33 protein-coding genes are annotated in these 25,642 nt (G+C 32.5%); 18 read left to right on the top strand and 15 right to left on the bottom strand.

Going from position 1 to position 25,642, the window contains the following annotated elements; all coding sequences use genetic code 11:
* Positions 1 to 31: 31 nt before the first annotated feature.
* A complete protein-coding gene (locus HS5_RS05940) occupies positions 32 to 526 on the bottom strand; it encodes a CBS domain-containing protein (RefSeq protein ID WP_236753248.1) in 495 nt (164 codons plus the stop codon).
* 35 nt (positions 527 to 561) lie between these two features.
* A complete protein-coding gene (locus tag HS5_RS05945; RefSeq protein WP_236753249.1) occupies positions 562 to 1,536 on the bottom strand; it encodes a hypothetical protein in 975 nt (324 codons plus the stop codon).
* 80 nt (positions 1,537 to 1,616) lie between these two features.
* Between HS5_RS05945 and HS5_RS05950 the strand changes: the two genes are divergently transcribed.
* The gene (locus tag HS5_RS05950; RefSeq protein WP_236753250.1) at positions 1,617 to 2,249 is read left to right on the top strand and encodes a 2,3-diphosphoglycerate-dependent phosphoglycerate mutase; all 633 of its coding nucleotides are present in this window, start codon (positions 1,617 to 1,619) and stop codon (positions 2,247 to 2,249) included.
* Here HS5_RS05950 and HS5_RS05955 read toward each other — a convergent pair.
* Both HS5_RS05955 and HS5_RS05960 read right to left on the bottom strand, forming a co-directional pair.
* Positions 2,205 to 2,918: a D-aminoacyl-tRNA deacylase gene (locus HS5_RS05955; RefSeq protein ID WP_236753251.1), complete on the bottom strand. Its 714-nt coding sequence runs from the start codon at positions 2,916 to 2,918 to the stop codon at positions 2,205 to 2,207. The two genes, HS5_RS05950 and HS5_RS05955, sit on opposite strands and share 45 nt — an antisense overlap.
* Positions 2,908 to 3,801 (bottom strand): FAD-dependent oxidoreductase, encoded by an 894-nt coding sequence (locus HS5_RS05960; protein ID WP_236753252.1) that lies wholly within the window; start codon positions 3,799 to 3,801, stop codon positions 2,908 to 2,910. Before HS5_RS05960 ends, HS5_RS05955 begins: the two co-directional genes overlap by 11 nt.
* A gap of 60 nt (positions 3,802 to 3,861) precedes the next feature.
* On the opposite strand from HS5_RS05960, the gene trxA reads away from it, so the two are divergent.
* Entirely contained in the window at positions 3,862 to 4,284 is a 423-nt protein-coding gene (gene trxA / locus HS5_RS05965) for a thioredoxin (protein ID WP_236753253.1), read from the top strand.
* A 6-nt stretch (positions 4,285 to 4,290) separates the two neighbouring features.
* Positions 4,291 to 4,932: a hypothetical protein gene (locus HS5_RS05970; RefSeq protein WP_236753254.1), complete on the top strand. Its 642-nt coding sequence runs from the start codon at positions 4,291 to 4,293 to the stop codon at positions 4,930 to 4,932.
* On the opposite strand, the gene HS5_RS05975 is transcribed toward HS5_RS05970, so the two are convergent.
* A complete protein-coding gene (locus tag HS5_RS05975; RefSeq protein ID WP_236753255.1) occupies positions 4,929 to 5,438 on the bottom strand; it encodes an inosine/xanthosine triphosphatase in 510 nt (169 codons plus the stop codon). The two genes, HS5_RS05970 and HS5_RS05975, sit on opposite strands and share 4 nt — an antisense overlap.
* A gap of 28 nt (positions 5,439 to 5,466) precedes the next feature.
* Between HS5_RS05975 and HS5_RS05980 the strand changes: the two genes are divergently transcribed.
* Positions 5,467 to 6,333 (top strand): MqnA/MqnD/SBP family protein, encoded by an 867-nt coding sequence (locus HS5_RS05980; protein WP_236753256.1) that lies wholly within the window; start codon positions 5,467 to 5,469, stop codon positions 6,331 to 6,333.
* A 594-nt stretch (positions 6,334 to 6,927) separates the two neighbouring features.
* Here the strand turns inward: HS5_RS05980 and HS5_RS05985 are convergent.
* Positions 6,928 to 7,908 (bottom strand): cation transporter, encoded by a 981-nt coding sequence (locus HS5_RS05985; RefSeq protein WP_236753257.1) that lies wholly within the window; start codon positions 7,906 to 7,908, stop codon positions 6,928 to 6,930.
* Positions 7,909 to 8,178: 270 nt separating this feature from the next.
* Between HS5_RS05985 and HS5_RS05990 the strand changes: the two genes are divergently transcribed.
* Both HS5_RS05990 and HS5_RS05995 read left to right on the top strand, forming a co-directional pair.
* Positions 8,179 to 8,316: a hypothetical protein gene (locus HS5_RS05990; RefSeq protein ID WP_236753258.1), complete on the top strand. Its 138-nt coding sequence runs from the start codon at positions 8,179 to 8,181 to the stop codon at positions 8,314 to 8,316.
* An 80-nt stretch (positions 8,317 to 8,396) separates the two neighbouring features.
* The gene (locus HS5_RS05995; protein ID WP_236753473.1) at positions 8,397 to 8,984 is read left to right on the top strand and encodes a hypothetical protein; all 588 of its coding nucleotides are present in this window, start codon (positions 8,397 to 8,399) and stop codon (positions 8,982 to 8,984) included.
* Here the strand turns inward: HS5_RS05995 and HS5_RS06000 are convergent.
* Positions 8,963 to 9,613, bottom strand: a complete 651-nt coding sequence (locus HS5_RS06000; RefSeq protein WP_236753259.1) for a 16S rRNA methyltransferase — start codon at positions 9,611 to 9,613, stop codon at positions 8,963 to 8,965. The two genes, HS5_RS05995 and HS5_RS06000, sit on opposite strands and share 22 nt — an antisense overlap.
* Positions 9,614 to 9,631: 18 nt before the next feature.
* On the opposite strand from HS5_RS06000, the gene HS5_RS06005 reads away from it, so the two are divergent.
* The 3 genes from HS5_RS06005 to HS5_RS06015 are packed head-to-tail and all read left to right on the top strand — an operon-like array spanning position 9,632 to position 10,605.
* Entirely contained in the window at positions 9,632 to 9,952 is a 321-nt protein-coding gene (locus HS5_RS06005; RefSeq protein WP_236753260.1) for a ribonuclease P protein component 4, read from the top strand.
* Positions 9,903 to 10,154, top strand: coding sequence for a YhbY family RNA-binding protein (locus HS5_RS06010; protein ID WP_236753261.1), 252 nt, complete (start codon positions 9,903 to 9,905; stop codon positions 10,152 to 10,154). Before HS5_RS06005 ends, HS5_RS06010 begins: the two co-directional genes overlap by 50 nt.
* On the top strand, positions 10,141 to 10,605 hold the full coding sequence (locus tag HS5_RS06015) for a DUF371 domain-containing protein (protein WP_236753262.1): 465 nt from the start codon (positions 10,141 to 10,143) through the stop codon (positions 10,603 to 10,605). The genes HS5_RS06010 and HS5_RS06015 overlap by 14 nt, the downstream gene beginning before the upstream one ends.
* Here HS5_RS06015 and HS5_RS06020 read toward each other — a convergent pair.
* Together HS5_RS06020 and HS5_RS06025 are read right to left on the bottom strand one after the other, a co-directional pair.
* Positions 10,513 to 11,289, bottom strand: a complete 777-nt coding sequence (locus HS5_RS06020; protein ID WP_236753263.1) for a methyltransferase domain-containing protein — start codon at positions 11,287 to 11,289, stop codon at positions 10,513 to 10,515. The genes HS5_RS06015 and HS5_RS06020 overlap by 93 nt on opposite strands.
* A 22-nt stretch (positions 11,290 to 11,311) precedes the next feature.
* Positions 11,312 to 12,313 carry an NAD(P)/FAD-dependent oxidoreductase gene (locus HS5_RS06025; protein WP_236753264.1) on the bottom strand — a complete coding sequence of 334 codons (1,002 nt, stop codon included), beginning with the start codon at positions 12,311 to 12,313 and terminating at the stop codon, positions 11,312 to 11,314.
* 138 nt (positions 12,314 to 12,451) lie between these two features.
* On the opposite strand from HS5_RS06025, the gene HS5_RS06030 reads away from it, so the two are divergent.
* Entirely contained in the window at positions 12,452 to 12,778 is a 327-nt protein-coding gene (locus HS5_RS06030) for a hypothetical protein (RefSeq protein ID WP_236753265.1), read from the top strand.
* On the opposite strand, the gene HS5_RS06035 is transcribed toward HS5_RS06030, so the two are convergent.
* Positions 12,762 to 13,826, bottom strand: a complete 1,065-nt coding sequence (locus tag HS5_RS06035; RefSeq protein WP_236753266.1) for an MFS transporter — start codon at positions 13,824 to 13,826, stop codon at positions 12,762 to 12,764. The genes HS5_RS06030 and HS5_RS06035 overlap by 17 nt on opposite strands.
* A gap of 57 nt (positions 13,827 to 13,883) precedes the next feature.
* On the opposite strand from HS5_RS06035, the gene HS5_RS06040 reads away from it, so the two are divergent.
* The 4 genes from HS5_RS06040 to HS5_RS06055 all read left to right on the top strand — a co-directional run bounded on the left by HS5_RS06040 (position 13,884) and on the right by HS5_RS06055 (position 17,195).
* On the top strand, positions 13,884 to 14,627 hold the full coding sequence (locus tag HS5_RS06040; protein ID WP_236753267.1) for an NAD(+)/NADH kinase: 744 nt from the start codon (positions 13,884 to 13,886) through the stop codon (positions 14,625 to 14,627).
* Entirely contained in the window at positions 14,614 to 15,096 is a 483-nt protein-coding gene (locus HS5_RS06045) for an NOB1 family endonuclease (protein WP_236753268.1), read from the top strand. The genes HS5_RS06040 and HS5_RS06045 overlap by 14 nt, the downstream gene beginning before the upstream one ends.
* Before the next feature lie 74 nt (positions 15,097 to 15,170).
* Positions 15,171 to 16,049, top strand: coding sequence for a hypothetical protein (locus HS5_RS06050; RefSeq protein WP_236753269.1), 879 nt, complete (start codon positions 15,171 to 15,173; stop codon positions 16,047 to 16,049).
* A 39-nt stretch (positions 16,050 to 16,088) separates the two neighbouring features.
* A complete protein-coding gene (locus HS5_RS06055; RefSeq protein WP_236753270.1) occupies positions 16,089 to 17,195 on the top strand; it encodes an aminotransferase class V-fold PLP-dependent enzyme in 1,107 nt (368 codons plus the stop codon).
* Here HS5_RS06055 and nadA read toward each other — a convergent pair.
* Positions 17,167 to 18,111, bottom strand: a complete 945-nt coding sequence (gene nadA, locus HS5_RS06060) for a quinolinate synthase NadA (protein WP_236753271.1) — start codon at positions 18,109 to 18,111, stop codon at positions 17,167 to 17,169. The genes HS5_RS06055 and nadA overlap by 29 nt on opposite strands.
* 28 nt (positions 18,112 to 18,139) lie before the next feature.
* Positions 18,140 to 18,490 (bottom strand): hypothetical protein, encoded by a 351-nt coding sequence (locus HS5_RS06065; RefSeq protein WP_236753272.1) that lies wholly within the window; start codon positions 18,488 to 18,490, stop codon positions 18,140 to 18,142.
* 36 nt (positions 18,491 to 18,526) lie between these two features.
* On the opposite strand from HS5_RS06065, the gene cobT reads away from it, so the two are divergent.
* The 4 genes from cobT to HS5_RS06085 all read left to right on the top strand — a co-directional run bounded on the left by cobT (position 18,527) and on the right by HS5_RS06085 (position 21,147).
* Positions 18,527 to 19,567: a nicotinate mononucleotide-dependent phosphoribosyltransferase CobT gene (gene cobT / locus HS5_RS06070; RefSeq protein ID WP_236753273.1), complete on the top strand. Its 1,041-nt coding sequence runs from the start codon at positions 18,527 to 18,529 to the stop codon at positions 19,565 to 19,567.
* 13 nt (positions 19,568 to 19,580) lie between these two features.
* Entirely contained in the window at positions 19,581 to 19,901 is a 321-nt protein-coding gene (locus HS5_RS06075) for a transcriptional regulator (RefSeq protein ID WP_236753274.1), read from the top strand.
* Positions 19,898 to 20,563: an HAD family hydrolase gene (locus HS5_RS06080; protein WP_236753275.1), complete on the top strand. Its 666-nt coding sequence runs from the start codon at positions 19,898 to 19,900 to the stop codon at positions 20,561 to 20,563. The genes HS5_RS06075 and HS5_RS06080 overlap by 4 nt, the downstream gene beginning before the upstream one ends.
* A 107-nt stretch (positions 20,564 to 20,670) precedes the next feature.
* Entirely contained in the window at positions 20,671 to 21,147 is a 477-nt protein-coding gene (locus tag HS5_RS06085) for a methyltransferase (protein ID WP_236753474.1), read from the top strand.
* On the opposite strand, the gene HS5_RS06090 is transcribed toward HS5_RS06085, so the two are convergent.
* The 3 genes from HS5_RS06090 to HS5_RS06100 are packed head-to-tail and all read right to left on the bottom strand — an operon-like array spanning position 21,112 to position 25,640.
* Complete coding sequence (locus HS5_RS06090; protein WP_236753276.1) at positions 21,112 to 21,786, bottom strand: phosphoglycolate phosphatase; 675 nt, start codon at positions 21,784 to 21,786, stop codon at positions 21,112 to 21,114. The genes HS5_RS06085 and HS5_RS06090 overlap by 36 nt on opposite strands.
* A 3-nt stretch (positions 21,787 to 21,789) precedes the next feature.
* Positions 21,790 to 22,629, bottom strand: coding sequence for a TIM barrel protein (locus HS5_RS06095; protein WP_236753277.1), 840 nt, complete (start codon positions 22,627 to 22,629; stop codon positions 21,790 to 21,792).
* Positions 22,630 to 22,664: 35 nt separating this feature from the next.
* Positions 22,665 to 25,640 (bottom strand): FAD-binding and (Fe-S)-binding domain-containing protein, encoded by a 2,976-nt coding sequence (locus HS5_RS06100; protein WP_236753278.1) that lies wholly within the window; start codon positions 25,638 to 25,640, stop codon positions 22,665 to 22,667.
* Between the last annotated feature and the right edge of the window lie 2 nt (positions 25,641 to 25,642).

Here is a 25,642-nt window from a genome sequence, read left to right on the forward strand (position 1 = left end):
ATAGAAAACAGCTAAAACCTCTTTAAAAAATTTAGCCAGACCCTGTCCCACAGCCACAATATCCATATTCATCGATTTCCATACCACATACTGGACAAATAACTCCAGTTCCTTTAACTTCTTCAGCAGGTTTTCCAAACTGCATTGTATGAACATCTAATAATGCCTTGGCTAAATCACGTATGGAAACTATTCCATAAAATTTTCCATCGCTCTTAATTATAGGTAAATGCCTAAATCCGTTATTTAACATTACATCTAACGCATCAGTGACTGACGTGTCTTCAGTTACTCCTTTCACGTCTTTAGTCATGTATTTTTCTACTGGGCTATCAATATCTCTATTGGCTACTGCTTTAACAAGGTCTCTCTCTGTTATGATTCCTACTACTTTATTTTGAGCATCTATGACTACTAATGATCCTAAATTAAAATCTTTCATTTCCTTTGCAGCATCTGCTATCTTAACATCTGGCCTTACTACATAAAGTTTTGTTGAAGCTATTTGAGAAACTTTTGCTACCATAAATGAATTCAAAAAGTTTAAGACTAAAAACTTTTTTATCCGATTATGAACTGATAGGCCTTAACTTTTCCTCCTTCTAGGACAACTAAAGCCGCATGAAGTAAGCCTTCACCGTATTCACTTCCAGGATTTAATACTACTGTACGACCTATTTTATCAAATCCTCTAGATTCATGAATATGACCGTGAAGACCTAATAATGGTTGCGTTTCTTCAATTATTTTTCTCACCGCTTGTGAGCCTACATGAGTAAAGACTATTTCTCCGCCTTTAACTATAGGCTTAAGATTTTCATCAAGTAATGGCGCATTATCTAGATTACTACCGTAAGGTGGAGCGTGAAAATTGAATATCGCATTAGATATATTAGATAATTTTCCTACTTCATTCTTTAATGCTTCGTATAGCTTCTCTTCTGGCATTTCTCTTGGTGTATGCCAAGGAGTAGGATTAACATAACCATAAGATATCATCTCGTATTTATCTATACTAACAACTTTTCCTTCTGTTTTCATCATTATGTCGCTCTCGCTTAATACGTCGAATAAGTATTCTGGATCATCATTACCTAGATTAACGTAAATTGGAATATTAAGGTCTTTATACCTCTCTTCTGCAATCTTTATCCAATTTCGTACAACATCCGTCATAGCTGTTTTAAAAGCTTCATCGACCTTCCTTTTATCATGTTTCATTTCCTCAAATTCCTCTTTACTTACGATAACATAGTAATTGCCCTGATTTCTAATCTCTGAGATTTTCTGAGCTAATAGGTCTTTTGAAAATTTATTTCCGTCTGATTCGTAGTTTCCATCATTTAGTTCTATTATAGGTATTAGAGCTTTGCCTGCTAAATCTCCTCCTATTATTAAAGCATCAACCTTGTACATTTTACCGGCATTAAGGAACTTTTTAAAAACTATATCAGAACCGTGAAGATCAGAGGTAAATAGAATCCTTACTTGCTTACTATCATTATTGTTATTTTTCTTCCTATTGAATAGCCCCACGCATTATGTTAAAGTATTATAATATTTAAAAGTTGTTAAACCGATAAACAAAAAAGTCTAATAGCTAATAGTTCATAGAAATGGTTTTAGTAATATTCATTAGACATGGCCACAGCGTTTCCAATCAAAATAGGATTCTATCGCACGATATTAACAACTATCCTTTAACTGAAGAAGGACAACTACAAGCAAAAAACGTTGCAAAAGAGCTGTTGAAACTTAAAATAACTAAAATCTTTACTAGCCCTATACTCAGAGCATACCAAACTGCCACAATAATAGCCAACGAGCTGGGTCAAATACCAATTATAGACGAAAGATTAAGGGAAAGATATTTAGGCGACCTAAATAATAAAAGATTCGATCCATCCGATCACTGGAAAATAAGACTAATAAAGGGGCAGATAGAAGTCAAAGGTCTTGAACCTTGGGAGTCAATGCAAAAGAGAGTTACAGAATTCGTAAATTCAGTTAGTAATGAGGAAGGAGCAGTCATTGCAGTCTCTCATTACGACCCTATAAGAGCACTTATAGGCCATATTTTAGGATTAGATGATATTTCAGCTTTTGGAATTTCTTTACCTAATGCAAGTATAACCGCAATAGAAGTAGAAGACAAAAAATTTAGAATACATTCCATAGGCTCTCCAGTACTTTCACAGGAGCTATTAAATAGACTTAACAGATATATTATTACTATTAATCAAAGATAGTATTTTTTCTCTAGTTTTCTGGTTTAAGCTATCGAATAATATAGTATCAACTCTGTTAATTGTTTTTTCGAATGCTTGTTGTACAATGTTTGAATTTAAGTCTGATATATAATGTTTAGATATAATATGTGATATACACGAGTTTACTGCCAATTTTGACACATTACGTGCATAATGTGGTCCACCAAAAGCTAAGATAACGTTATCGCAAGCAGTTTCTTCCAGATTTTCAATACCCTTTAAAACAGCTTCTACTAAATTTTTAGTTAACTCCTCATTATTCCAGAATTCTTCGTTACTACCTATTTCGGCAAAAACTATCGGGACTGTTTGATAAGTAGGCCCATGATGTGTAGCCTCAAAAACCTTTTCTATGTTAACGTTAATTTTTAGTATCTCTCTATATATAGATGTTATAAGCCTTGGAAACGCTATACCTAATTTATTGGGTTCTCCTCCCATTGCTTTATTACCTATATTACCTGGATAATGAACAGTCAATGACGGAATTCCTGCTGAACTCTCATGCCTGCATATTACTACTATTGCGTCCCCTGAATTATACTTAAAATCTATTACATCATCGTTTATTTCTTCAAATTTATAACCTAACCTCTTAATAGTCTTTCCTACAGCGTCAACATTGGAAATTAAAATTCTAATGTCCATTTAGCATCTCCTTTACTTTTTCTGATAGATAAGGAGCCATAGCATACCCAAATCTATATCCTCCAACAATTATAAGATTATTAAAAGGCTTAATGAGCACAGGCTCACCATTTTCGCTTACACTTCTAAAACCTACCCTAACTTCCAAGTTACTTTCATTTATTAAATTATTAAACGTTGAAATAGTTTTTTTCACTTCCTCGAAATCTATACTCATTGAATTAGATTGTTTAGAATCACCATTTAAGTACATTTTTCTTCCCTGAACTGCTATTCTATCGCCTATAGTTACTATTCCTTTCAATTTCTTTAAAGGCTCAGCTATTATTAAATGCCCCTTAAAAGGAGTTAATTTAACATAATTGCTTATGATATCTGAAAGAAGATAACTCGCAGTGATAATATAGTTTTCTCCTTTTATTACTCCTGCAGTAGTTTCGATACTCTCTACAGAATTATCTTTTACATTGATTTTAGAAACTCTAGCGTGAAGAAAGGGAAATTCATTTCCTATTCTTTGCAAGAATTCGTCTCCATCCACAAAAAGTGCATTATCAAAGTATTCTGCAGAATCTAAATCTATTGAAGGCTCGATTTCTTTGATCTCTTTCATATCCAGAATTTTTCCTCCTAAAGGCTTTTCTGCCTTTCTTAGCAGGAATGTTCTCCTATAATATATTCCGTACTCGTTTCCTAGCTTTGTGTAATCATCTTCTCCCTTTAAACATTCATTAAAATATTTTCCGCATAATGGAGGAATTACTGACCACAAGCTAGCATTAGAATTTTTAAAATTTTCTTTTTCATCTATAATTAATACATCAGAAAGCTTTATAGCGCTAAAGATTCCAGTTATTCCTCCTCCAATAATAATATTGACCATAACTTTAGATTTAGTTCTTCCAATATAAACTTTTTAAATTATGAAATAGATTAGTTATTTATGAGCAACGATTATGATCCAGAACTAGAAGACCTATTAAAGAAAAAAATTAAACAGTTAATGAACACAAATAAAGGTATGCAAGAAAATCAAAAAACCCAAGAAGAGCCAGTAGCTCATTTAGATAGTAATACTTTTGACAATTTTATAAAATCTCACAAGGTGGCAGTAATAGATTTTTGGGCGGAGTGGTGTGCCCCATGTATAATGCTATCACCAATAATTGAGGAATTAGCAAAAGATTATCCAGAAGTTGGATTCGGAAAAGTTAACTCCGATGAAAGCCAAGATATTGCTGCGAGATACGGGGTTATGAGCTTGCCTACTGTCCTATTCTTTAAAAATGGAGAACCTGTCGATGAAGTTATAGGTGCTGTTCCAAGAGAAGAGATTGAAATAAGAATTAAAGAGCTATTAAAGTGATAATTGATGAAGCCTTTGCTTATAGGTGTAGACGGACTAAGCTATACCAGTTTTATGAAGTGCAATCCAAGATTTCTGCTTACTTTGTTTAGCAGTGCATTTAGAGGAGTCGTAGTAAACAGAAAGCCTCAACATCCAGCTTCTTCATGGATGTCTATACTCGAAATGAAGGAAATAACTGGCAATTCGTTTTACAAAGTTGATGAAACACCAACGTTAATTAAAGAGACTAACGCAGTAGCGATAAACTTACCAATAAGTAATCCGACATATGGCGAATTAGGTTTCCCTTATGATTCTAATTTGACAGCTAAGGACGAAATAGATAAGGTAATAGAAGAAATTCTTTCTTCATTGGAAGAGCAACCAGTAATTGCTGATATTACTGCTATAGACAGACTTGTAAGAATAAACCCTCAAGGAAAATGTGAAATATATAAAGAGATTGATGATGGGCTTAGGAAACTATTAAGGAAAGTTGACGATTTCATACTATTCTCACCATACGGAGAACCTAAGTCTGACAACATGTGTGATCACGAGGATTATGGAATTTATTTGTCAACAGCTCCAAGACCTAATGAACATGATACCGTAAAATTACCAGAAATTGGGTTATTATTTAAGAGACTAGCTACTCAAAGTTAAACATTTTTATTATAAAACGGATATAATGCTAAAATTACTGGGTCTACGTACAACCTTTTCCTATCTATATATTTTGTAAGAATTCCTACCGCCCCTTCAGAATACTTAGATCCAGATCTTGAATACACCTTATCTACAGCATGACCTAATTCTATGCCTTGATTTAAGTACTTTACTACATTTGGAGGTAAGATAAAGGATGCCGATTTTGAAAAGTTCTCGTTACCCTCTTTATCAACAACATAAACAACAGCGAAAGCTAGAACTTTATTGAACTCAAAACATATTCCTCCTTCTATTCCTATGCCCAAATCTGCATTGGTAGAAATCAATGCTCTTATTGACCTATTTCTTGCTCCAAATAGTGTCTCCTTGCAGTAAGGCTGAATCGAAACACCGGAATCTACTTCTACCGAAGCAACATCTGCTTTCAATCCTATAATATTTAATGCCTCTTTTACCGCCTCAACTTTAGTCCTGTTTTTGCTACCTACTGAAACTAACATTTTTAACTTTCAGGTTATATTAAGATCCATGGTAACAATAAAAGTTGGCGCATTAGCTGATTCAGGCGATTTATATCCTTTTATACCTTTAATTGAAGGAAAAATAAAACCTGAAGGCTTTAACTTAGAGATTGAAGTTATACCTACAGTTCAAGATATCAATGAAAAAGTGCTAAAGAAAGAAGTAGATGTATCTGTACCTTCTACAGCTATGTATCCTTACATCCAAGATGATTACTATATAATGAGCAACGCTGTAGCTTCAGCTGTAGATGGAATAACTGGAATGCCTGTCTTAGCATCTAAAGAAATGAGCATTGACGAAGTAAAGAAGTCTAGGCTAATAGTTCACGGACCTAATACTTCGGCATTTACTCTATATAAACTGCTTATAGGAAAATATGGCAAATTAGTAATAATTAAAAGAGTTCTAGATGAAATTAAAGGATTAGGTACTGAGGGCGATATATTAGTTGCAGTGCATGAAATTAAGATGATGTATGCAATGCAAAAATTAGGCATAAAATACTATAGAATAGGCAGTATGTGGGACATGTGGAAGAATATCTCAAACAATGCTCCAATGCCAATGGGCATGGTTGTAGTCTCGAAAGAATTAGGAAAAGACATAGCATTAAGGTTTAAGGAAGTTTACGAGAGGAGTAAGAAATATGCTGAGAAAAACTTACAGGAAATTATACCCAAAGACGTTGAAATAATGAGGGAAGCACAAGGAGCAAATTTAGACCAGGAAATTGTAGAAAAAACAATATGGGCAGATATTCAAGAATATAATGTCCCAGAAAGTGAAGTTATAAAAGGTCTGAATACTTTCTATAAACTTACTGAAGAAAGAGGAATATTACCTAAAGTTAAGAAAATTGATATAATTTAAATAATTTTTGATATATAAGGTAATTTGTTTAATGTAAAAATCATATCTATTTCCGATTTTAAATCACTTAATAGTTCTGAGACATAATTTAAATAATTAAAGGGCAAAGTCAGTTCAGTTATGTACAACTCGTCACTATCTAGTTCAGTTATAACAGAGAATCTGATGAACGGAAGTAATTCCAGAAGATCTAAGACCTCTTTAGAGGTATAAAGAATATCAAATACAACATCCTTATTACCATAATCTATTATAAAACTCTCTATTAATGTCTTATTATACATGCCTTTCAAGATTTCATTAAACGATGAAAATGATCGTAACGAAGAGAAAAATAAAGGCTGGGTTTCACTTGAATATTTAATATCTACTTTTAATCCTTCTGCTCTTCTATCCAATGTAGTTATCCAAGTATTGTACTTTTCGTCATAATATTCTGGAATTCCAGAATAATTTGTAAACTCCTTTATTTTTAAACCTTCTTTTAAAGATAATGAAAGAGATAAGTTAGATTTAATACTTCTTCTTACGGGTATGCCGTCAAAGTTTATCTTTATAATTGAAGAACTATATACTGGTGTAAAGCTTAAGTTCCTAATCTTTAGTAACTGCCTTCTTAACGAGTTCTCTTCCGTTCTTAATATCCTTGAAATTAGCGGAATATTTGGGCCGACCTGTCTCATTAACTTTATTGCCGCGGCTAACTTTTGTTGCATTATTAGTAGATATTAATGAGCGCTTTTTAATTTTCTCTGGAACTACTTTTATCTCCACCATAACTACGTTCTCGAACGAGTTTACTACTCGTTTTACAGTTTTCCTAATCCTATATACGTCTGAGAGTTTGCAATCTGGTGGTAACGAGACCACAACATATACCATATAAAATGAACCTAATTTCCTAACGTAAACATTCTTAAGATTAATACTAAGACTTTCTAAAATTATCTTTATCCTTTCCTTAAAGGGCGCGTCATAATTTACGCCTATTAATGAATAAATTGCCTCTTTAAATTGTCTTATTGCATCTGCTAAAATGAAGCCTATTATAGTAATAACCATCGCTAATGTGAGATAATATTCGTTTATAATTATCGCGAATCCACTTATTATTTCCATAATTAAGTCCAATTTACTGTGAGTAAGATCGGTTCTTACTAAAGAAATCCAAGAGTAACGTCTCTCAAAAATTAATACTGCTAAAGTTAGCACGCTACTTGAATATATTATTAAAGATAACCATGTAGGAACTTTATAATTAATATCATAGATTGTTATATTAATATAATACATGGAAAGTATCACTATAAAGATCGTAACGAATAGTATTGATATGCTCTCTAAATTATACAATCCCCAAGGGAATTTATTAGATCGCCGATATATTATGTTAAGCAATAGAGAAAACAATATTGCAGAAGTCGCATCTATAAATCCGTGAAAAGAATCCGCTATAAGTATAGCGGAGCGGTAAGTCTCACCAAAATATATTTCTAAGATTGAAACTGGCAAGAGCAATACGCCAGTAAATAAAAATATCCTTGAGACTTCCCTTAATTTTTCCAATGGTATCAAACATAATCACCTTTTCATACCCAATATATTATTTACCCCTATTGTTAAAAAGTTTACACTATAAGGATATTTTAGAACGTAGAAATATTATTGAACTTAAAAGATTACATAATATAACCTTATATGCATAGTTATTTTTTACCCTCCAACTAAAAACTTATTAAAATATGTCAAGATTAGCTCGTATAACTTTTTTTGAAAAAATATAGATTAATCTTCGTTACTTTTCTTGAAGTAAATTTTTTAAAGTAAAATAACTTCATATCATATATGGCAGAAAAGAAGACTGAAATAAATAGCTTTTCTGATCTAATAAAGGCATTATTCAAAGATGATAACTGGTACTTGGGAGGTTTTGTAGTAGCATTAATATTGTTTATCATATTCGATTTGATAGTATATAAATAATTTTATTTTTAATTTTTAATGATTTCTCAATATGAACAAGTTTTATAAAGTGGTAAAATGTTTACATTTATGTGACCAAAGTGGCTAGAGTAAATATTGCAGCTGATGCTGAAATAGTTAAAGACCTAGAAAAAGAAGCTAAAAGTAAAGGATATACAATATTCTCTCTCACCAATATAGCACTAAAATCTATGTTAGAGCTGTTAAAAAATGGAGAGGATTCTACAACCTTATCTCATTTGGTAGAATTTTACAAAATAACTAAAGATCTAGATATAATTCCTGTTACATCTTGGTTTATAGAAAACTTGGTTAAATTAGCATATGAAAAAGATCAAAAAGCATTGGAAGAAATATGTGACGGAGCAGGACAACAGATATCCTCCTATTTGAGGTCTAGAGCATCTACGTTTGATGAATTATTACAGATTTATGATACAATAAAGGCCATATTACCAATAAAAGATATAAAAATAAAAAGAGCAAATGATGAGATAATTGAGATAAGAATAACTGGAAGCGGGTTTAGTAGTGAATCTACACTATGCACATCTAAGGTATTTAGAAAAATTCTAGAATCTTATTACTTTGAAATCTTGGAATTAACTCACTCTCCCGGAGGAATAATATTTTCTAGAGTCAAATATCAGGGCCAACCTAATAAGTAATTACATGAAGATAATATTCTACATATTACTTGTTGAGTTTCTAAAGTTCTCCTGCTTATTGAGTAATGTTCAGTAAAAAGATCTTGCACTTCTTCAGAAAAATCACTATGCTGAAATGCTCCAATACCTAAAAGTAAATTATCGTTACACAAATCTTTAGGATCTACTTTATTTCCATCTTCAGAGAGAAGAATTGGCTTATATTTTTTAACTATATCGGATAACTTCACATTTAGGATTTCCATTAAAGGTTTAGAAGAATTAGGTGGTATTTTACCAATTTTTAATAATTGTTCCATTAGACCTATAAATCTGTTATAATTTTTAGGAGGACTCATGTCTCTCTCAACTTTTATGACCTTTGAGTCGTATGTATGAATATAAAAATCTCCTAAAATTTCCTTTTCAGATAGAATCATAACCATTGCCATATGCACAATGTCTGGCCTTCCTCTTTTTTGCCAATCTTTCATTTTTCTCATTGCATGATAATGCAAAGAGATGTCTAGCATAGTATCTTCAGGTCTCTTTCCTCTCTTTTCTGCATTTTTAATAACGCTAGGGTCGTTTAAGATTTCCTTAGGCACCAGCTCTAGAGCAGAATCTAAAAGGATGAAGTTAAGTTTCACAAAATAAAAATATGAGTTGTGAATAAAAAAGCTCTAAAGAAGAGGGCATTAAGGCTAATAGATGATGCTGTAAAACTTGCAGAAGAAGGCAATTTAGAGTTAGCAAGGAAATACGTATTACTTGCTAGAGAATATTCTAATAAAGGTAGATTTAAAATACCTATAGAATATAAAAGAACATTCTGTAGGAAGTGCTTAACTCCTTTAATTCCAGGCAGAACAGAAAGGATAAGAATAAAGTCAAAGATTTTAGTTAGAAGTTGCTTAATTTGTGGGTGGATAAGAAGATATGATCTCAGAAAAAGTAAAGAAAGTAAAAGCAGAACACCCAGCGATTAGGATAGGTAAGAATGGGTTAACGGAAGGCTTGGTAAATGAGATAAAAAGACAACTAAAGGAGCACGAAGTAGTGAAAGTAAAGATAGGGATCAAGGAACAAGACAGAAGAGAACTCGCCAAGAAAGTTGCAGAATCGGTTAACGCTAGACTTGTAGAAGTTAGAGGATACACATTCATATTGATGAGAAATGATAGCCATTGATTCCCTAGAAATATATGGTCATCCTAACGTCCTGGGTAAGCATAGATCTACTCTTGAATTTACTAAAGAAGATTACTTGACTCTTAGAGGAGATTGCATACTAGGAATAAATTCAACTAAAGCTATCGTAGATCTAAAAGAGGAAGTAAAAGAGATCCTTAGAGAAAACGGTTATGGCTATGTAGTAATTAAGATTGATGATACAGTAGATATAATATCTGGACGAGGAAATACACAAATGACCTTTTCTAATAAAATAAAAATGATAATAAGAAAATCAAATTTTATTTCTGATTCTACTTTATTGATTTATTCAGATAAAGCTGCTGTAGATATTAAAAGGGAAATCGTAAACAAATTAAGACAAGGAAGTAAGGCTAAGGTTTTTATTATTGCATCTGATGTACCCCTTAAAAATGAAGAGATCCTTAGAATAATCATTAACTCTTAACCATTTATATGCAGGTATTTTAGATATTCCTCCCTTTGTAGATAGTATATAAATAATTAATTCCTCCCTAGTTACTCTACACAATTCATTTAGAAATTCCAATACCATTGTAGGATTATCTGCATAAACTTTATCAAAAGATTTTTCTCTAAAGGGTAAATTATGTGCATCATATTGAACAATATCTATTAGGTGAATTTTCTTCCTATTAAGTGATAAGCTTTCTCTAAGCATCTCTAATCCTTCTATGTTTAGATCACCTGCTATAACATACTTGGAAACGGTGCTCGCGTGCATCGCAATACCGCCATAGCCGCAAAACGCATCCAAAATTTTCTCGCTCTCCTTAACTTCTTCCTCTACCTTATTATGTTCGCCACCTAATGAAGGATTAACGTACACCTTTTTAATATCTACAACAAAAGACAGACCATTTTCTTTAAAAATGGTTTTTGATATATCTTCACCTCCTATTAATTCTAATTCACTAATCCTGAGTTCTCCAGAAACTTTTCTTTTAATATAAACAGCCTTAACTCTAGGATTAATTTGCATGATAGCTTTGACTAATTTTTCTTTATCTATATCTCTTTTCTTTGGAGATAAAATTACTATATTGCCAATTATGTAATAACTAGATACTCCATCTACTAATTCTCTTAATTTAGGAGTTTTGCTTTTCATAAAAATTTAATCTAAAAATACTTCAAACCTTCTTAAATTTGTCCATCTCTGAGCTGTGTCCTGCAAACAGTGATGCATTAGGATCAATATACTTCTTTGCAACACTGGTAGCTATTGCCACTTGCCCAAATCCAACAGCAATTAATGCTAATTTTGGAGCTCCTTCTTGGCTAACAATATCTCCTGCGGCATAAACTCCAGGTAAGTTAGTTTCCATTCTTGGATTAACAAGCACATCCCTTCCTTTCATAGCTACTCCCCATTTTGGTAAATTGCCCAGATCTCCCTTAAAGCCTATACTTATAATCACTGAATCCACGTCGAGTGTCTTTTCTTCTTTGGTCCTATTATCGAATATTATAGCTTGAGTGACCTTATTTCCGTCCCCTTTAACTTCTTTTAGTTCATGCCATGTATATACTGTAGCGACTTGGAATAACTCTCTTACACTTCTTTCGTGAGCTCTAAACTGATCCCTCCTGTGGATTAATGTAACGGATTTTGCTACTGGAGCTAAAGTTAAAGCCCAATCTACTGCAGCATCTCCTCCTCCAACTATTAGAACTCTCTTACCTTCAAAATCTTTCTTCCTCCTTACAGTGTAATAAAGTCCTTTATTCTCATACTCTACCTCTCCCTTAGCACCTAACCTTGAAGGCATTATTTTTCCTATACCCATTGCTATTAATACTGTTTTTGTTTTAAATTGATTACCTTTATCTGTCCTTACTATCCACATATTATCATCAGTTTTTTGTATCATATCTACCCATTCCTTAAGCCTAATATCAGGAGAGAACATCTTAGCTTGTTCCACTAATCTCTGTGCTAGATCATATCCTAATATGCCTGGATAACCACCAACATCATAAACCATCTTTTCTGGGTACAATGAAACTAATTGACCTCCTAACTCGTCTTGAGAATCTATTACCATTGTTTTCATATCTCTTAAAGTGGCATAGAACGCACCAAATAAACCTACTGGACCGCCACCTACTATTATCATATCGTATTCTGACATATGTTTTCATAGATTTTAGAAAACTTATACTATTTAAACCTTACTAATTATCCATTCAAAATAGTCTATATCCTTGAAGGATAGTTAATTATAAAATTAAGAACAATATGTGAAGATTTAATGCAGTTATGCTTATTCATGATATTGGTAATCCCCTACTTTATATTATGGGGCTTATGGGGCAAATATTTTAGAAAGATAATTATTGAAGGGTTAAAATACGTAGGTGACGATTATATTGATGAAAAGTATAAAATAACTCCTCTTTCTTCGGTAAAAGTTAATATCAATGGAAAGTGCACAATAATAATAAATGGAGGAACAAGCTGGGCAACTATTAGGATAAACGGAGGACCTAGAGAGAAAATTTTCAAAATTAGATTATTAAATGCTACAGGTACTCTTGAAATAATAAATGAAAGTAGATTCTTCCCTATTATAGTGTCTATTAGACGTTCACCTTAAGTTTCTTTAGTAAAATCAATGGGACAAGAGATAATATAGTTGTTATTATCCATATCATACTTCCAACAAAACTTCCAATTGGCTCAAATAAGCTTCCAATTAATATATTTAGTGAATTTACTTCTGCTAGCGAAATTCCAGAATTTATTCCCTTGCCGATAGAAGCTATTGCGTATACAAGCGATATGGATAATTCATTAAAGACGCCTATTACTACTATTCCTAGGATATAATACTTTGTATAAAGAAGCAAAGCGGGCGTGCTTCCTAATACTGACGATATAATCAATAGTTTCGTTTTGTCTATTTTATCTCCTAAAAAACCTAGCAAACCACCTAACATCGATGATAAAAGCAGAATTGAAGTAAATTCACTGCTTTGTAAAACTTGTATATTTAGATAGAATTTTGCAAAAGAAGGAAATAATTCTCCCACTACATAATATATTCCCCATACTCCTGCAGATGCTATACCTATTATAAATGAATTCCTATCTTTAATCATCTTCCAATTCATTTTCAAGTTAGGTTTATTGAGATTGATAATTGCTGCAAGGACTGTAAGAGTAGACAGTATAATTGAAGATAAGAAAAAATCTAATTTTTCGTCTAAAATTATCCAGTTTAATCCTAATATTCCTCCTAAAGCAAACATAGAATTATAGACTCCTAACGCTGTAGTTATTTTCTTCTCGTTTAAGTACGATAAAATTGCAGCACCAGTTGAAAAGAACATAGATGCACCAACACCTGCAGTAAAATAGAACATTAGAATTTGCATGAAATCTCTTGAAATACCAATAAGAAATATAGATAAGGACATTATGAATAGCCCTAAAACCAAAGTATTTCTGGAACCTAATTTAGAGGAAATAAACGCAGAAGGTATTTGCATACTACCTGAACCTAAAAAGAAGGAAAATGGTATTAATCCTGCTAAATCTATCGGAACCTTAAAATTAGTGACTATATAAGGTATTGCCGGTGCTAAGTAGAACCAACTTATCGCATATATTACTCTGGCAAAAAATATTGAATAACCTTTCATTGTGGTATTAGCAATAAAAGAAGACTATTATAATCTATGCTTCATAAATATCACTGAATGAGAATTAAGATAATTAGCAAGCCTTCAGATCAAATCTTAGAAATAGTACATAAAGTTATAGACAATGCCAAGATTCAAGGATTCGTAATAGATGAGCAAAATCCAGATATTATAGTAGCAATAGGCGGAGACGGAACACTGTTAAAGGCAGTAAAGCTAAACAAACCAGTAATAGCAATTAAAGCTGGAAGAAGAGGATTTCTAATGGACGTAACTCCAGACTCTATAGATGAGGTCTTTAAAAGACTTAAGGAAAAAGATTACAGAATTCAAGAGTATCCCCTTTTAGAGACAAATACGTGTGGATTCTCTTCCTTATCATTTAATGAAACGGGAATTTTAGCAGACCAGCCTGAGACTATTTTATTAACATTGTCATTTCTAAATTCTGAAATTCAAATTGAAGGAGACGGTGCTCTCATTTCAACACCTCAAGGAACTACAGGATGGAGTCTTTCAGCTACTGGAAATATTCTTTACAGCATAAATGCAATGGAAATAGCTTTCATGAATCCAGTTCTTTCTCCCTTAAAATCTGTAGTATTACCGCCAACTGAAATAAAAGTTAAAGTAGAAAGTAAAGGATATCCACAAAAAATAAGAGTTACCAGTGATGGAGATCTCTTAAAAACTATAAGAGAGGGAAGCGAAATAAGCATCAGATTAAGTGCAAAAAAAGCGGTAATATACAGATTTTTTGATATAGATCCATTGAGGATGATATTAAATGGAAAGAAATAGAAATGTAATTCTTGATACTGCAGGCTTTCTAGCAGGATTAGAAAATTTACTTGATAGAGTTTACACAACACCATACGTAATAAACGAAGTAAAAGATTTTGCCTCAAGAAGTTCTCTTAACTTAGCTAGTAGCTCGGGAAAAGTTATAGTAATGGAACCTTCTAAAACTTCAGTAAATAAAGTATTGAAAATAATGATGGAGATTAATGAACAAACTCTCTCAAAAACTGATATTTCGATAATCGCCCTTTCCTTAGATCTATTACCTTCATTAGTTTTTACTGATGATTTATCATTACAAAATATCCTCTTAAGACTTAATATTCCGTTTAAATCAGTAAAATTAAATAAATATGCAAGTAGTAAAAAGGAATTTATTTATATATGTCAGGAATGTAAAAGAAAATTTAATAAATATTTAAAAGAGTGTCCCTATTGTGGCGGAAAAATAGTAAAAACTAACAAATAGATTGTATACAAATTCAATTTAAGATTGCTTATATATTCTAGAAAAGTTTAATTTAAGATATTTTAAATAACTTTATGCAACTTGCTGACACTATAAAGGCTATTACTAAGGTCGGTGGAAATACTCATGCAATAGCTAGAATTACCAGAATGCCAATTGTTGATGTAACTAAATCTATAGAAGTTTTGAAACAAAAGTATAATTTAGCAATATTTGCAGGTATAATGGGAGAAAATCTTAAATTACAAAAAATATTACTTATATGTAAAAATTCTAAATTAAAGCTTTCTACATCTAAAAAATTATTCTTTCCTATAGAAAATTTGTTTAGAGCAGATTTAGAAGAAAACAAGTTCATGCTAGTTGTTTACTCAAATCAAAATACACTAAATAGCATCAAGGATGCTGTAAAAAAATTAAGAGATGAAAATATAGTAGAATGCGAAATATTTGAAATTACTGTGACAAAAAGATATTATAGAGATATATCATGCTTTGATTTTAATAAGAATACTTGGATTTGTGATAAACTTATACAGCTAAACAAGAAAGGAAAAGAGATAAGACCGGATGAGGAAGATATAAATCTTGTAGTTAAATTGCAAGTTAATCCAAGTATTCCTTATTATCTATCACCTCACTATATTCATGTCAAGCATGTAATTCAAGGATTCATGTATACTTTAGGTAATAATGACATAATATTAGATATTATAACCGATAAGGAAATTGTTCATCCAAACACTTTATGGACGGCAAAAATAAGTAACGGTTATTTAATGGAAATTCATACAAATTATAAAAATTTAGACGAAATTTTACAAAAAATAAAAGATAATTCAAAAGAAATTTTTATAGTTCCTAAAGCTCCTTCTTATGCAGAAGGATATACTATACCTTACGAAATTTTTAAAAGCAAAAAGTGGGAATTTCCCAAAATAATCCTAAAGTAATAATGAAAGATTTTTATAATTTTGGTGTAGATTCATGTTATGTTTTGGGAAGATTTTAGAGAGTTAGTTCCAATTACTAAAAATTATATTTATCTTAATCATGCAGCACTTTCTCCTACACCATTACCTGTACTATATGAATCATTTAGATATCTCTATGAAGTAAGCAGAACTGGAACTATTGCGGATAATGAAGAAGAAAAAGATGAATTCTTTCAAATAAGAAAAAATATATCAAATTTAATAAAAGCAGATCCTTTAGAAATTTCACTTATACCTAATACAAGTTTTGGAGTTAATGAAGTAGCACACGGGCTTGAATACGATGAGAAATCTAACGTAGTAACTGACAGCCTAGAGTTTCCTGCAACAGTTTATCCTTTCCTTAAACTAAAGAACGTGGAAAAGAGAATAGTGAAATCCTCTCCTTATGACATCGAAGATAAAATACTAGAAAACATTGACGAAAACACTAAATTAATATCAATAAGTCACGTTAGTTTTAATACGGGAGTAAGAATAGATATCCAAAAAATTGTGGGAAAAGCTAAGAAAGTTGGCGCATTAGTTTTATTGGATATAATACAAAGCGCTGGGGCAGTAAAAATAAACGTCAAGGACTTTGACGTGGACTTTGCTGTAGCTGGAGGGTATAAATGGTTAATGTCACCTCAAGGATCTGGATTTATGTACATAAGAAAAGGTCTTCTGGAAGATCCTCCATTTTATGGATGGAAATCTGCAAAAAATTACTTAGAATTTGATCCTAATAAATTTGAACTAGAAAAAGGACCAAGAAGAATTGAAATAGGAACAATAGATATTGCAGCAGACCTTGGTTTATCTAAATCTGCAGAAATTATTAGTAAGTACGAGAATGAAATAGAAAAGAGAGTTTTAGAACTCTCAGCTTACGCGATAGATCTAGCAGAAGACAAAAAATTTCATATAATAACTCCTAAGGAAAAAAGAGCAGGAATAGTTGTAATAAAAGTTAATAACCCTAAGGAAATTTCTGCTCGCTTAGCCCATAAAAATATAATAGTTTCTCCTAGGGGAGAAGGAATTAGAATATCAACTCACTTTTACAATACAGAAGAAGAAATTGAAAAAACAATTAACTCAATTTCTCAAGAAGCTTCATAGTCCTTTCAAAGGCATCTTTTGCTTTTTCTGCAATATCTTTAGGCACTACCACTTTTGTTACCTCATTCTCTAGGGAGTTCTTTATCTTCTCTAATGTTATCATTGCCATATATGGACATCTTGCACAAGCACAAGCTTCAGTACTTATTAATGGATAGAACGTCTTATCTGGAACTTGAAGTTTTAATGCATTTAACATTCCTATCTCAGTAGCTACTACAAATTCCTTATATTTGCTTTCCTTAGCAAAATTTATCATTTGATTAGTAGATCCTACAAAATCTGCAGCTTGTAAAATTTCTAATGGGGACTCAGGATGAGCCATTAATACAGCGTTAGGATATCTTTTTCTTGCCATTTCTACAAATTGCTTAACATAAGAAGCATGAACTAAACATCTACCATTAGGTGGAACTTTAACTATCTTCTTTCCAGTCTTTTTCTCAACATAATTTGCTAAATTTGCGTCCGGACCAAATAGTACAACTTCAGAGTCAAGAGCTTTTACAATTTTTACTGCAGTGGAGGAGGTAACTATATAATCAGCTAAGGCTTTAGCATATATGCTAGTATTTATATATAATACTACGGGTGCATTTGGATACTCTTCCTTAAATTTCTTTAATGTTTCCACGTCTAATGCATCAGAAAGTGTACATCCAGCCTTAGGATCTGGCGATAAGACTAATTTACCTTGATTCAGGGCAGCGGCTTGTTCTGCCATAAAGTATACTCCAGCGAATACTATAATGTCCGCATTAGTTCTCATTGCTTTTACCGCAAGATCGTAAGAATCTCCTGTAAAATCTGAAACTAATTGTACACCATAGTCCATATAGTTGTGTCCTAAAATAATTGCATTCTTCTGTTTCTTTAACTCCTTTATTCTCTTGATTAGCTCAGTATAATCTACCATAATCCGAACACATGTTCGATTGTGAAAACTAATTTAAAAACTTTTTTACCGAATAAAACAACTCTTCTAGGTCTTCCATGATCCTTACAAGTAAGCTGTACAATACTTCTTCGTCTACTTTAGATAGATTTTTGATTATATTCGCTATGTCAATTAATTCTTGTAATAGATAGGAATCTATAATATTATTTTTAAATAATTCCAAAAATAATTCTTCATCATCGCTCTTATTAATAAGCTTCCTTGCCTCACCTAGCACTTCATTGTATAACTCAATAATCCCTTCTTTTACTTCTGATTTTAATTCACTGTTTGATTTGAACTCATCTAATGTCACTTTAGTTCCTTTTTCTACTTTTCTATAAGCTTCCCAAAACACGTAAGAATTTTATCTATCAAGATATATAGAGTTATCATGATAAAAGAAGTATTAGGAAGCTTTGCTGAAAACCTTAAGACTGCAAAGAATTACTCTTTCATCCTTGTTATAGCTACAACGGACGTAAGCTTAATTCCAGGCATAACAGTTGCAGGAGCTTCGCCGGAATTAACTCATTTTACGCCTGCGGCAGATTCTGAATTTCTACTATTGGGAAAATGCAAGGTAATAAACACTGTTCCTATAACTCCAGATGGAATTCCTACTCCAGCCCTGGTAAGCAGAGCTTCTCTATCGTTCACTAAAGTCTCTAAGCTAGTTGTAAATGCAGGAAGTAAGATCTTACCAAAAATTCCTTACATAGATATTGGAGGAAAGCCAGGAGGAGATATCAGAAAGTACTCATTAGATTTAGAAACTGCCGAAAGAATACTTGAGAATTCAACAATTTTAGGAGAAGAATTTTCCAATTCATTTGATCTCTTAGTTATAGGAGAATCTATTCCTGCCGGAACTACTACTGCAATGGCAGTATTACAAGGCCTAGGATATGATGCAATAGATAAAGTAAGTTCAGCGTCGCCTAGTAATCCCAAAGAGTTAAAGAAGAAGATTGTTTTAGATGCATTAAGAGATCTTCCTAAGGATTCACTAAGAAAGATTGCAAAACTAGCAGATCCTATGCTGATTTCTGTTGCAGGAATTTCTCTAGGATTTAAAGGTAAGATTTTACTGGCCGGAGGTACTCAAATGACTGCGGCTGCAGGTATAATAAAGGAATTCAATAAAGAGAAATTAAAAGATGTAGCAATAGGGACCACTAAATGGATAGTCAATGATAAATGCTCAGATATAGTTGCATTAGCTAAACAAGTTGGTATAAATTTAATTTATGCAGATTTAGATTTCTCTATTTCTAAACATCCCGGAATAAGAGTTTATGAGAAAGGATATGTAAAAGAAGGTGTAGGGGCAGGAGGAGCCTCAATACTTGCAATGAATAATGGAGCTAAAAATGAGGATATAGTTAAGAAGGTTGATGAAATGTACTCAGAATTGCTTATAAGTAAGAGCTAGGAAAATAAATTACATGGAGTACGATTTTTTAACTACTAGAGAGAAGATTTTTTACATCTTAATGTATTCCGACGAACCTCTAACTGCAAAGCAAATTATGAAAATTTTAGGAATAAAAAAGGAGAAAGAAGTTTATTCTCATATTTACCACCTAGCTAAATCATCAAAGAGAAAAGATTATGTTATAGTAATGTTTCCTCCAGAATGCGAAGACTGCGGATATGTCTTTAAATTGGAAGTTCCTAAAAAACCCAGTAAATGCCCCATTTGCAAATCGGAGAGAATAAAGCCTCCAAGCTTTTTAATAAGGAAAAAAGGAAAAATTAATGAATGAAAGCAGTTTTTGTTGATATGGGAGAAACTCTAGTAAAATTTACGCCGAGATATTATGAGGCAGTAGCTAATGCAATCAAGGAGAAAGGATTTGATGTAAGTGATAGGGAAGTTTTTAGAGCATTAATGCAACAGCTAGGCACTCATCACTTTCCTCATCCAGAAATAGGAGGTTTATCAAGCATTGATTTCAAAGACTTGTTCTACAGGCTAGGATTAGTAGCTGATGAAAAGACTATTAAAGATTTAGAACGTAAAACTTATCTCTCCAATAACTACGAACTCTTTGATGATGCAATACCGTTTTTAGAGGAAATTAAGGAAGTAGGATTAAAAATCATCCTAGTAAGCAATGCTACATCAAGTATTCATAAAATAATCAGGGAGCTTAATTTAACAAAATATCTTGATGGAATAGTTGCCTCCTGCGATTTAGGGGTAATGAAACCGCACCCTAAAATCTTTTACTATGCAAAAAGAATGGCAGGTGGAGAGGGAATTCATATAGGAGATGTCTATGAAATAGATATAGTAGGTGCTAGAAGGGCTTTTCTTGACGCTATACTATTGGACAGGTTTAATTATTATCCAGAGATTAAGGAAAATAGGGTGAATAGTCTATTGCAGGCCGCAGAATTGATAAAAGAGAAGTTGAAGTACTAGTAAGTAAAATTCCTCCGCATCCTAATCCTAAAATTTTTCTAGAACAATATTTAACTCCGCCAGAACTTGTCGCAGACATTGTATGGTTAGCATTTCTTAGAGGTGAGATTAAGGGTAAAAAAGTAGCAGATTTAGGTTGCGGTACAGGGAGATTTTGTGCTGCTGCGAGCTTTTTAGGTGGTTATTGTATTTGTATCGAAATCGATAATGAAAGCCTTATGTTAGCTAGAAAAACGTTTAAGGAATTAGGAATAGATGCTGATTTTGTTAATATAGATGTTGAACACTTTTATTCTCAAACAAAATTTGACACAATTCTTGAGAATCCTCCCTTTGGAGTTAAAAGAAAAGGATATGATTTAATCTTTTTAAATTCAGCTCTCGACCTATCTAAGAATGTAGTGTACTCAGTTCATAAGACCAATGAAAGATCAGAGAAGATAATTAGAAACCTTGCAAGCAAAAAAGGTTTTTCTTACGAACTATTGACTACTAATTTCGAAATAGGATACTATTATCCTTGGCATAAAAACAATATTCATAATTTTTTAGTCGATATTTATCTTTTTAAGAAAATAATTTGACTCGACCATTTCTAGTAAAGAAATAACTCCTTTACCGTTTTCTTCATCTAAGACTAAATCTGCAATCTTTTTAATTTCATCTAATGCATTTGCTACTGCAACTTTAAAATCGGCAACATTAAATAAAGGAATATCGTTTTGACTATCACCTACGGCTATAATTTTACCGTTAAACTTTAGAATTTTTATAAGCTCTAACAAGCCTTTACCTTTATCCATATTTTTAGGCATAATCATTGCATCATTTCTGTTCCATTCTACTCTAGCACAATCAAATTTTAATTTGTTACCAAAATTTACTGCATTATCAAGATAAATGATGATTTTCCCAACAGAATATCTTAAGCCTAATTTTTCTAATTTTTCAATTATTTTTTCCCTTATCTCAAACCATTCCTTATCTACTAAATATACTTCCTTCTCCCCTATAAGTAAAAGGGGACCATTTTCTAAAACCCAAGCAGTAGGAGTTAATCCGTTAGCTAATACATTAATGAACCTCTTTTCTCTTCCTGTAACAACTACAAATGGATATTTCTTAGAAAACTCATTAACTTTGCTCTTTACGTCGTCTGAAATTATAAAGCCGTTCTTTTCATTAGCAAGAGTTCTATCGTAATCTGAAGCTACCAAAAACAATTCTTACTCACCAAACTTATAACCTAATTCTTCTAAAACTTTTTTCATCTTTAATGCATCATTCTCGAGCTCAGGACTTTCACAGACTAATGTTATTGAAATATCTCTTTTCATTATTTCTCTTGCTAATGGCTCAAAAGGTGGAGTATTATAAATTATAGACCTATGAACATCGACGTATTTGCCATTCCTTATTTCTAAGCCTTCAAAATGGGAATTAATATGTGCTAAGCCAAGTTCCTTAATTAGTCTGTCTAAAATTTCCCCGTAATCTATTTGACCCCCTTGTCTGGCAAAAGTGTGAGCCCAATCTATATAGGGAATTACTAGTTTATCAAGTTCTTTTGATATCGAAATAACTTCATCTAAAGTGCCTATTGCTGTTTCCTTAGCCATTGTTTCTATTCCGAATTTTACACTAGTTACTCCCAATTCCTTAGACTTGTCTAACACATCTCCTAAACCAGATTTAACTTCATCTAAACATTCATCTCTCCTAGATTTTTTACCATAAAATGCTATATGTATTGCTATAGCATCTGCACCCATTGCCTCTGCTCTAGTTGCAGTTTCTATTATTCTATTTTTAGATGCTTCTATTTTTTCTTTCTCTTCTGAGCATAAATTTATATAGTATGGAGCATGGACTGATAATCTCACGCCTATACTTTTAGCCACTTCTCCTACTTCTCTAGCCTTATCAACGCTCATCTTCACTCCTTGTACAAACTCCACTTCCATAGCGTTGAGACCTAACTCTTTAACTTTTTTTACTCCTTCAACAGTACTTTTGCCCTTAGCAGATAAAGGAATACCCGCAGTGCCTAAGTAAATTTTCGGCATAAAAAGAGTCTTACGCTCTAAAAATTTAAGTTAAATTACAGATTAGTTATAGACTTATTTAATGTATTTTCCTTTTCTCTTAATAATTCTAAGATAGCATTTGTCATTATTCTTTGATCAAAGTCTTCAGAAGTATTAGTCCTTACTTGGTTAACTATTGAATCGGCTATAGGCTGGAGAGTAAGTGACATTATTATTGCAGACAATTCTTTTATGAACGCGGACTTTATAATAATTTTCTCTGCTTCTGATTTACTGGAACTTTCATTATCTACAATTTCTCTAATCTTTTGAAGAATATTATTACTTGCTTCTTCTATGGCTTCTGCAATTACTGGCTCAATTATTTTCTTATATTCTACTTCACCAGAAGATACAAACGAGACTGTGTCAACAAGAATTTGGATTCTCTTATTTAATGAACTTGCTATTTCGTTACTTATTATTTCGTTTATTTTATCCTTTATTGACTGAGGAATCTTATACTCTACGGATTCTACTGATATACCTACACCTGTTTTTTCTGCTATAAACTCTATTAGAGTCTTGGCATTTATCCCTACGCTCCTAAATTTTGCAGCAGCTAACGGGCATAAAGTTACTAAGTTTTGATATTTCTCACCTAAAGCCTTAGCCATCATATCCGATCTTTTACCTATATTCTTCTCTAGTATTGCACCAGAGCATCCTTCTATTTTCTTTACTTTAAACCCTTTATCTCTAAGCCTTTTTATTATGTCATCTGCATATGTTGATGAGAAACAAGCTACATGAAGTGTTATTTCATCATTTCCCTCAAACTGTATTGATTTTAATAACCTTATCTCTATAGGAGTAGTTTCTGCTTCAATATTAACTCCTGCGAATTTAGCGTATTCTTTATAAGCTTCAGAAAAGGCCTTATAATCTTCAGGAGTTATGGTAATTAACTCTGATATATTTTTCATTTTTTCTAAATTATTCTTCATTATTTCAGTCAGATCTTTTCCGTTTCCGCTTATATATTGTAAAAATCCGCTATCGTTAGATGTATTAAATAGTTTCACTTTTATTCCAAGCTTTTTCAGTAACTCTAACGCAGAAAATAAAACTGAAGGATTTTCAATAACATAATTACCTAGCCATAACCCTATTTCACTATTTTCATCAATAATATCATTATATTTAGCAGGAATTGGAGTATCTGGAACGTTCTCCTCTGGAATCTTTCTTGCAACTAAACTATTCAATTTGATTAAAAGCGTTGAAATAGGTATCTTAGCAGGACAAACTCCATCACATAATCCGCACTTATGACAACCGGAAATTTCGGCTATCGCACTATCTGGAATATCAACTGAATTATGTAACTCATAATAGCTTATTACTCCCCTAGTAAAATCAAACATTCCTTTTGGAGCATAAGGCCATTGAGGTATTAGCTTAAATTGAGGACATACAGTTACGCACATTGCACAGTCTATGCAAGTTATTGCATAATCTACAAAGATATCAAGGTAACGTTTAGCGACATTATACCCATCTATTTCTCCTCCAGGCATTAACGCTTTAGCAAAACCTATTCCAAACCTGAACCTTAAAGCCTCCTGTTGCTTTCCTACTATTTCTAGTACGGCTTTTGCTCTGCTTTTTGGATCAAAAACTTTACCTGGATTAAATATCTCATTAGGATCCATCTCCTCTTTATATTTCTTTATTTCATCATATCTATCTACACCCAATTCTTGGAAAGTCCTACCCATAGCACTTAGTCTGTTCTTGGCATACTTGTGAACAAATATTCCTATGGAAAGCATTGAACCTCCTACTTTTACGTACTCTTCCATCATTAAAGTATTTTTAGCTAAATCGTAAATAATTTTCTTGTCAACAGGAGTTAAGGAAGCTTGAGTAAACGCATTAACTAGCAAGACTTCCCTTCTCTCTAGATCTATATCTAGATCAAATCCATTATCTACTGTAAGAGCACCTAATTTACCTATATTCTTCTCAAGACCTTCTATTAACTCTTTTATCTTAGTGTAGTGTAATAAACCGTGCTGATGAATTAATAATCCCTTAGTCCTTAATGCCGCATTTACGCCATGATTAAAAGACCACCATCCAGTCCATTCTCCTTCAAAGATCCTTCCTCCATAGGTTTGTGCTACCCTATATAATTTAGGCTCAACAATTGAAGACCTTGGCGAAGGATACAGAACTACCATATTCCACTTTCCTGGATCTAAAGAAGCTTTGAATTTCTCTGCAATATAACTTGATATTGCAGGTCCCCTAACTTGTATATGCCATGCTGGAATTACTTCCCTGTAAAACTCTCCTATTGCATTATAAGCCTTATCAAAGCTATCAAAGGATATTACCATAGCTTCTGTATTGCTGAATTGCCTTAATTTTATCCCAGCTTTAACAATTATTCCTGTAGTTCCTTCTGCCCCGCAAGCTATTGCCAGATCTTTTCCTTCTAAATGAACTAATTCGCCCTTAGGATTTATCATGTCTATGAAACTTATGTTATCACAAATGAAACCATACTCATAAGATCCTACTCCTAGGGAATCTCCAGCTATACCTCCGCCTGCTGTAGAATCATAGGATGAAGGAAACGTTCTTAATTGAAGACCTTTCTGTTGTGCTGCTATATCTATTAGCTTCCATGTTGCTCCAGGCTCTACTATAGCTATTTTATTTGCTTCGTCTACGTCTACTTTATCCATTTTAGAGAAGTCTATCAGTATACCGCCATCTGCAGGTATAGCGTTTCCATACCTATTTGTTCCCCTACCGTAAGGGGTTATTGGTACATTATATTTTAATGCTATTTTAACTAGGTCTATTATATCTTCAGTAGACTTAGGATAAACAACATAATCTGGAATAATGTTTATTTTAATCCCAGACCAAATAAGTTCAGGAACAAAACCCATATCTACTGTGTGCGAGAGCCTCTCAACTAAACTGTCAGAAAAATTATCACCAAATCTAGATTCCAGCTCCTCCCTTATACCCAACG

Source organism: Acidianus sp. HS-5 (genome assembly GCF_021655615.1).
Taxonomy (GTDB): domain Archaea; phylum Thermoproteota; class Thermoprotei_A; order Sulfolobales; family Sulfolobaceae; genus Acidianus.

Coding starts and splice junctions, on each gene's coding strand:
- HS5_RS05940 (WP_236753248.1), bottom strand. CDS start 526: ATGGTAGCAAAAGTTTCTCAAATAGCTTCAACAAAACTTTATGTAGTA.
- HS5_RS05950 (WP_236753250.1), top strand. CDS start 1,617: ATGGTTTTAGTAATATTCATTAGACATGGCCACAGCGTTTCCAATCAA.
- HS5_RS05955 (WP_236753251.1), bottom strand. CDS start 2,918: ATGGACATTAGAATTTTAATTTCCAATGTTGACGCTGTAGGAAAGACT.
- HS5_RS05960 (WP_236753252.1), bottom strand. CDS start 3,801: ATGGTCAATATTATTATTGGAGGAGGAATAACTGGAATCTTTAGCGCT.
- trxA (WP_236753253.1), top strand. CDS start 3,862: ATGAGCAACGATTATGATCCAGAACTAGAAGACCTATTAAAGAAAAAA.
- HS5_RS05970 (WP_236753254.1), top strand. CDS start 4,291: ATGAAGCCTTTGCTTATAGGTGTAGACGGACTAAGCTATACCAGTTTT.
- HS5_RS05975 (WP_236753255.1), bottom strand. CDS start 5,438: ATGTTAGTTTCAGTAGGTAGCAAAAACAGGACTAAAGTTGAGGCGGTA.
- HS5_RS05980 (WP_236753256.1), top strand. CDS start 5,467: ATGGTAACAATAAAAGTTGGCGCATTAGCTGATTCAGGCGATTTATAT.
- HS5_RS05990 (WP_236753258.1), top strand. CDS start 8,179: ATGGCAGAAAAGAAGACTGAAATAAATAGCTTTTCTGATCTAATAAAG.
- HS5_RS06010 (WP_236753261.1), top strand. CDS start 9,903: ATGATCTCAGAAAAAGTAAAGAAAGTAAAAGCAGAACACCCAGCGATT.
- HS5_RS06015 (WP_236753262.1), top strand. CDS start 10,141: ATGATAGCCATTGATTCCCTAGAAATATATGGTCATCCTAACGTCCTG.
- HS5_RS06020 (WP_236753263.1), bottom strand. CDS start 11,289: ATGAAAAGCAAAACTCCTAAATTAAGAGAATTAGTAGATGGAGTATCT.
- HS5_RS06025 (WP_236753264.1), bottom strand. CDS start 12,313: ATGTCAGAATACGATATGATAATAGTAGGTGGCGGTCCAGTAGGTTTA.
- HS5_RS06030 (WP_236753265.1), top strand. CDS start 12,452: ATGATATTGGTAATCCCCTACTTTATATTATGGGGCTTATGGGGCAAA.
- HS5_RS06035 (WP_236753266.1), bottom strand. CDS start 13,826: ATGAAAGGTTATTCAATATTTTTTGCCAGAGTAATATATGCGATAAGT.
- HS5_RS06040 (WP_236753267.1), top strand. CDS start 13,884: ATGAGAATTAAGATAATTAGCAAGCCTTCAGATCAAATCTTAGAAATA.
- HS5_RS06045 (WP_236753268.1), top strand. CDS start 14,614: ATGGAAAGAAATAGAAATGTAATTCTTGATACTGCAGGCTTTCTAGCA.
- HS5_RS06050 (WP_236753269.1), top strand. CDS start 15,171: ATGCAACTTGCTGACACTATAAAGGCTATTACTAAGGTCGGTGGAAAT.
- HS5_RS06055 (WP_236753270.1), top strand. CDS start 16,089: ATGTTTTGGGAAGATTTTAGAGAGTTAGTTCCAATTACTAAAAATTAT.
- nadA (WP_236753271.1), bottom strand. CDS start 18,111: ATGGTAGATTATACTGAGCTAATCAAGAGAATAAAGGAGTTAAAGAAA.
- cobT (WP_236753273.1), top strand. CDS start 18,527: ATGATAAAAGAAGTATTAGGAAGCTTTGCTGAAAACCTTAAGACTGCA.
- HS5_RS06075 (WP_236753274.1), top strand. CDS start 19,581: ATGGAGTACGATTTTTTAACTACTAGAGAGAAGATTTTTTACATCTTA.
- HS5_RS06080 (WP_236753275.1), top strand. CDS start 19,898: ATGAAAGCAGTTTTTGTTGATATGGGAGAAACTCTAGTAAAATTTACG.
- HS5_RS06095 (WP_236753277.1), bottom strand. CDS start 22,629: ATGCCGAAAATTTACTTAGGCACTGCGGGTATTCCTTTATCTGCTAAG.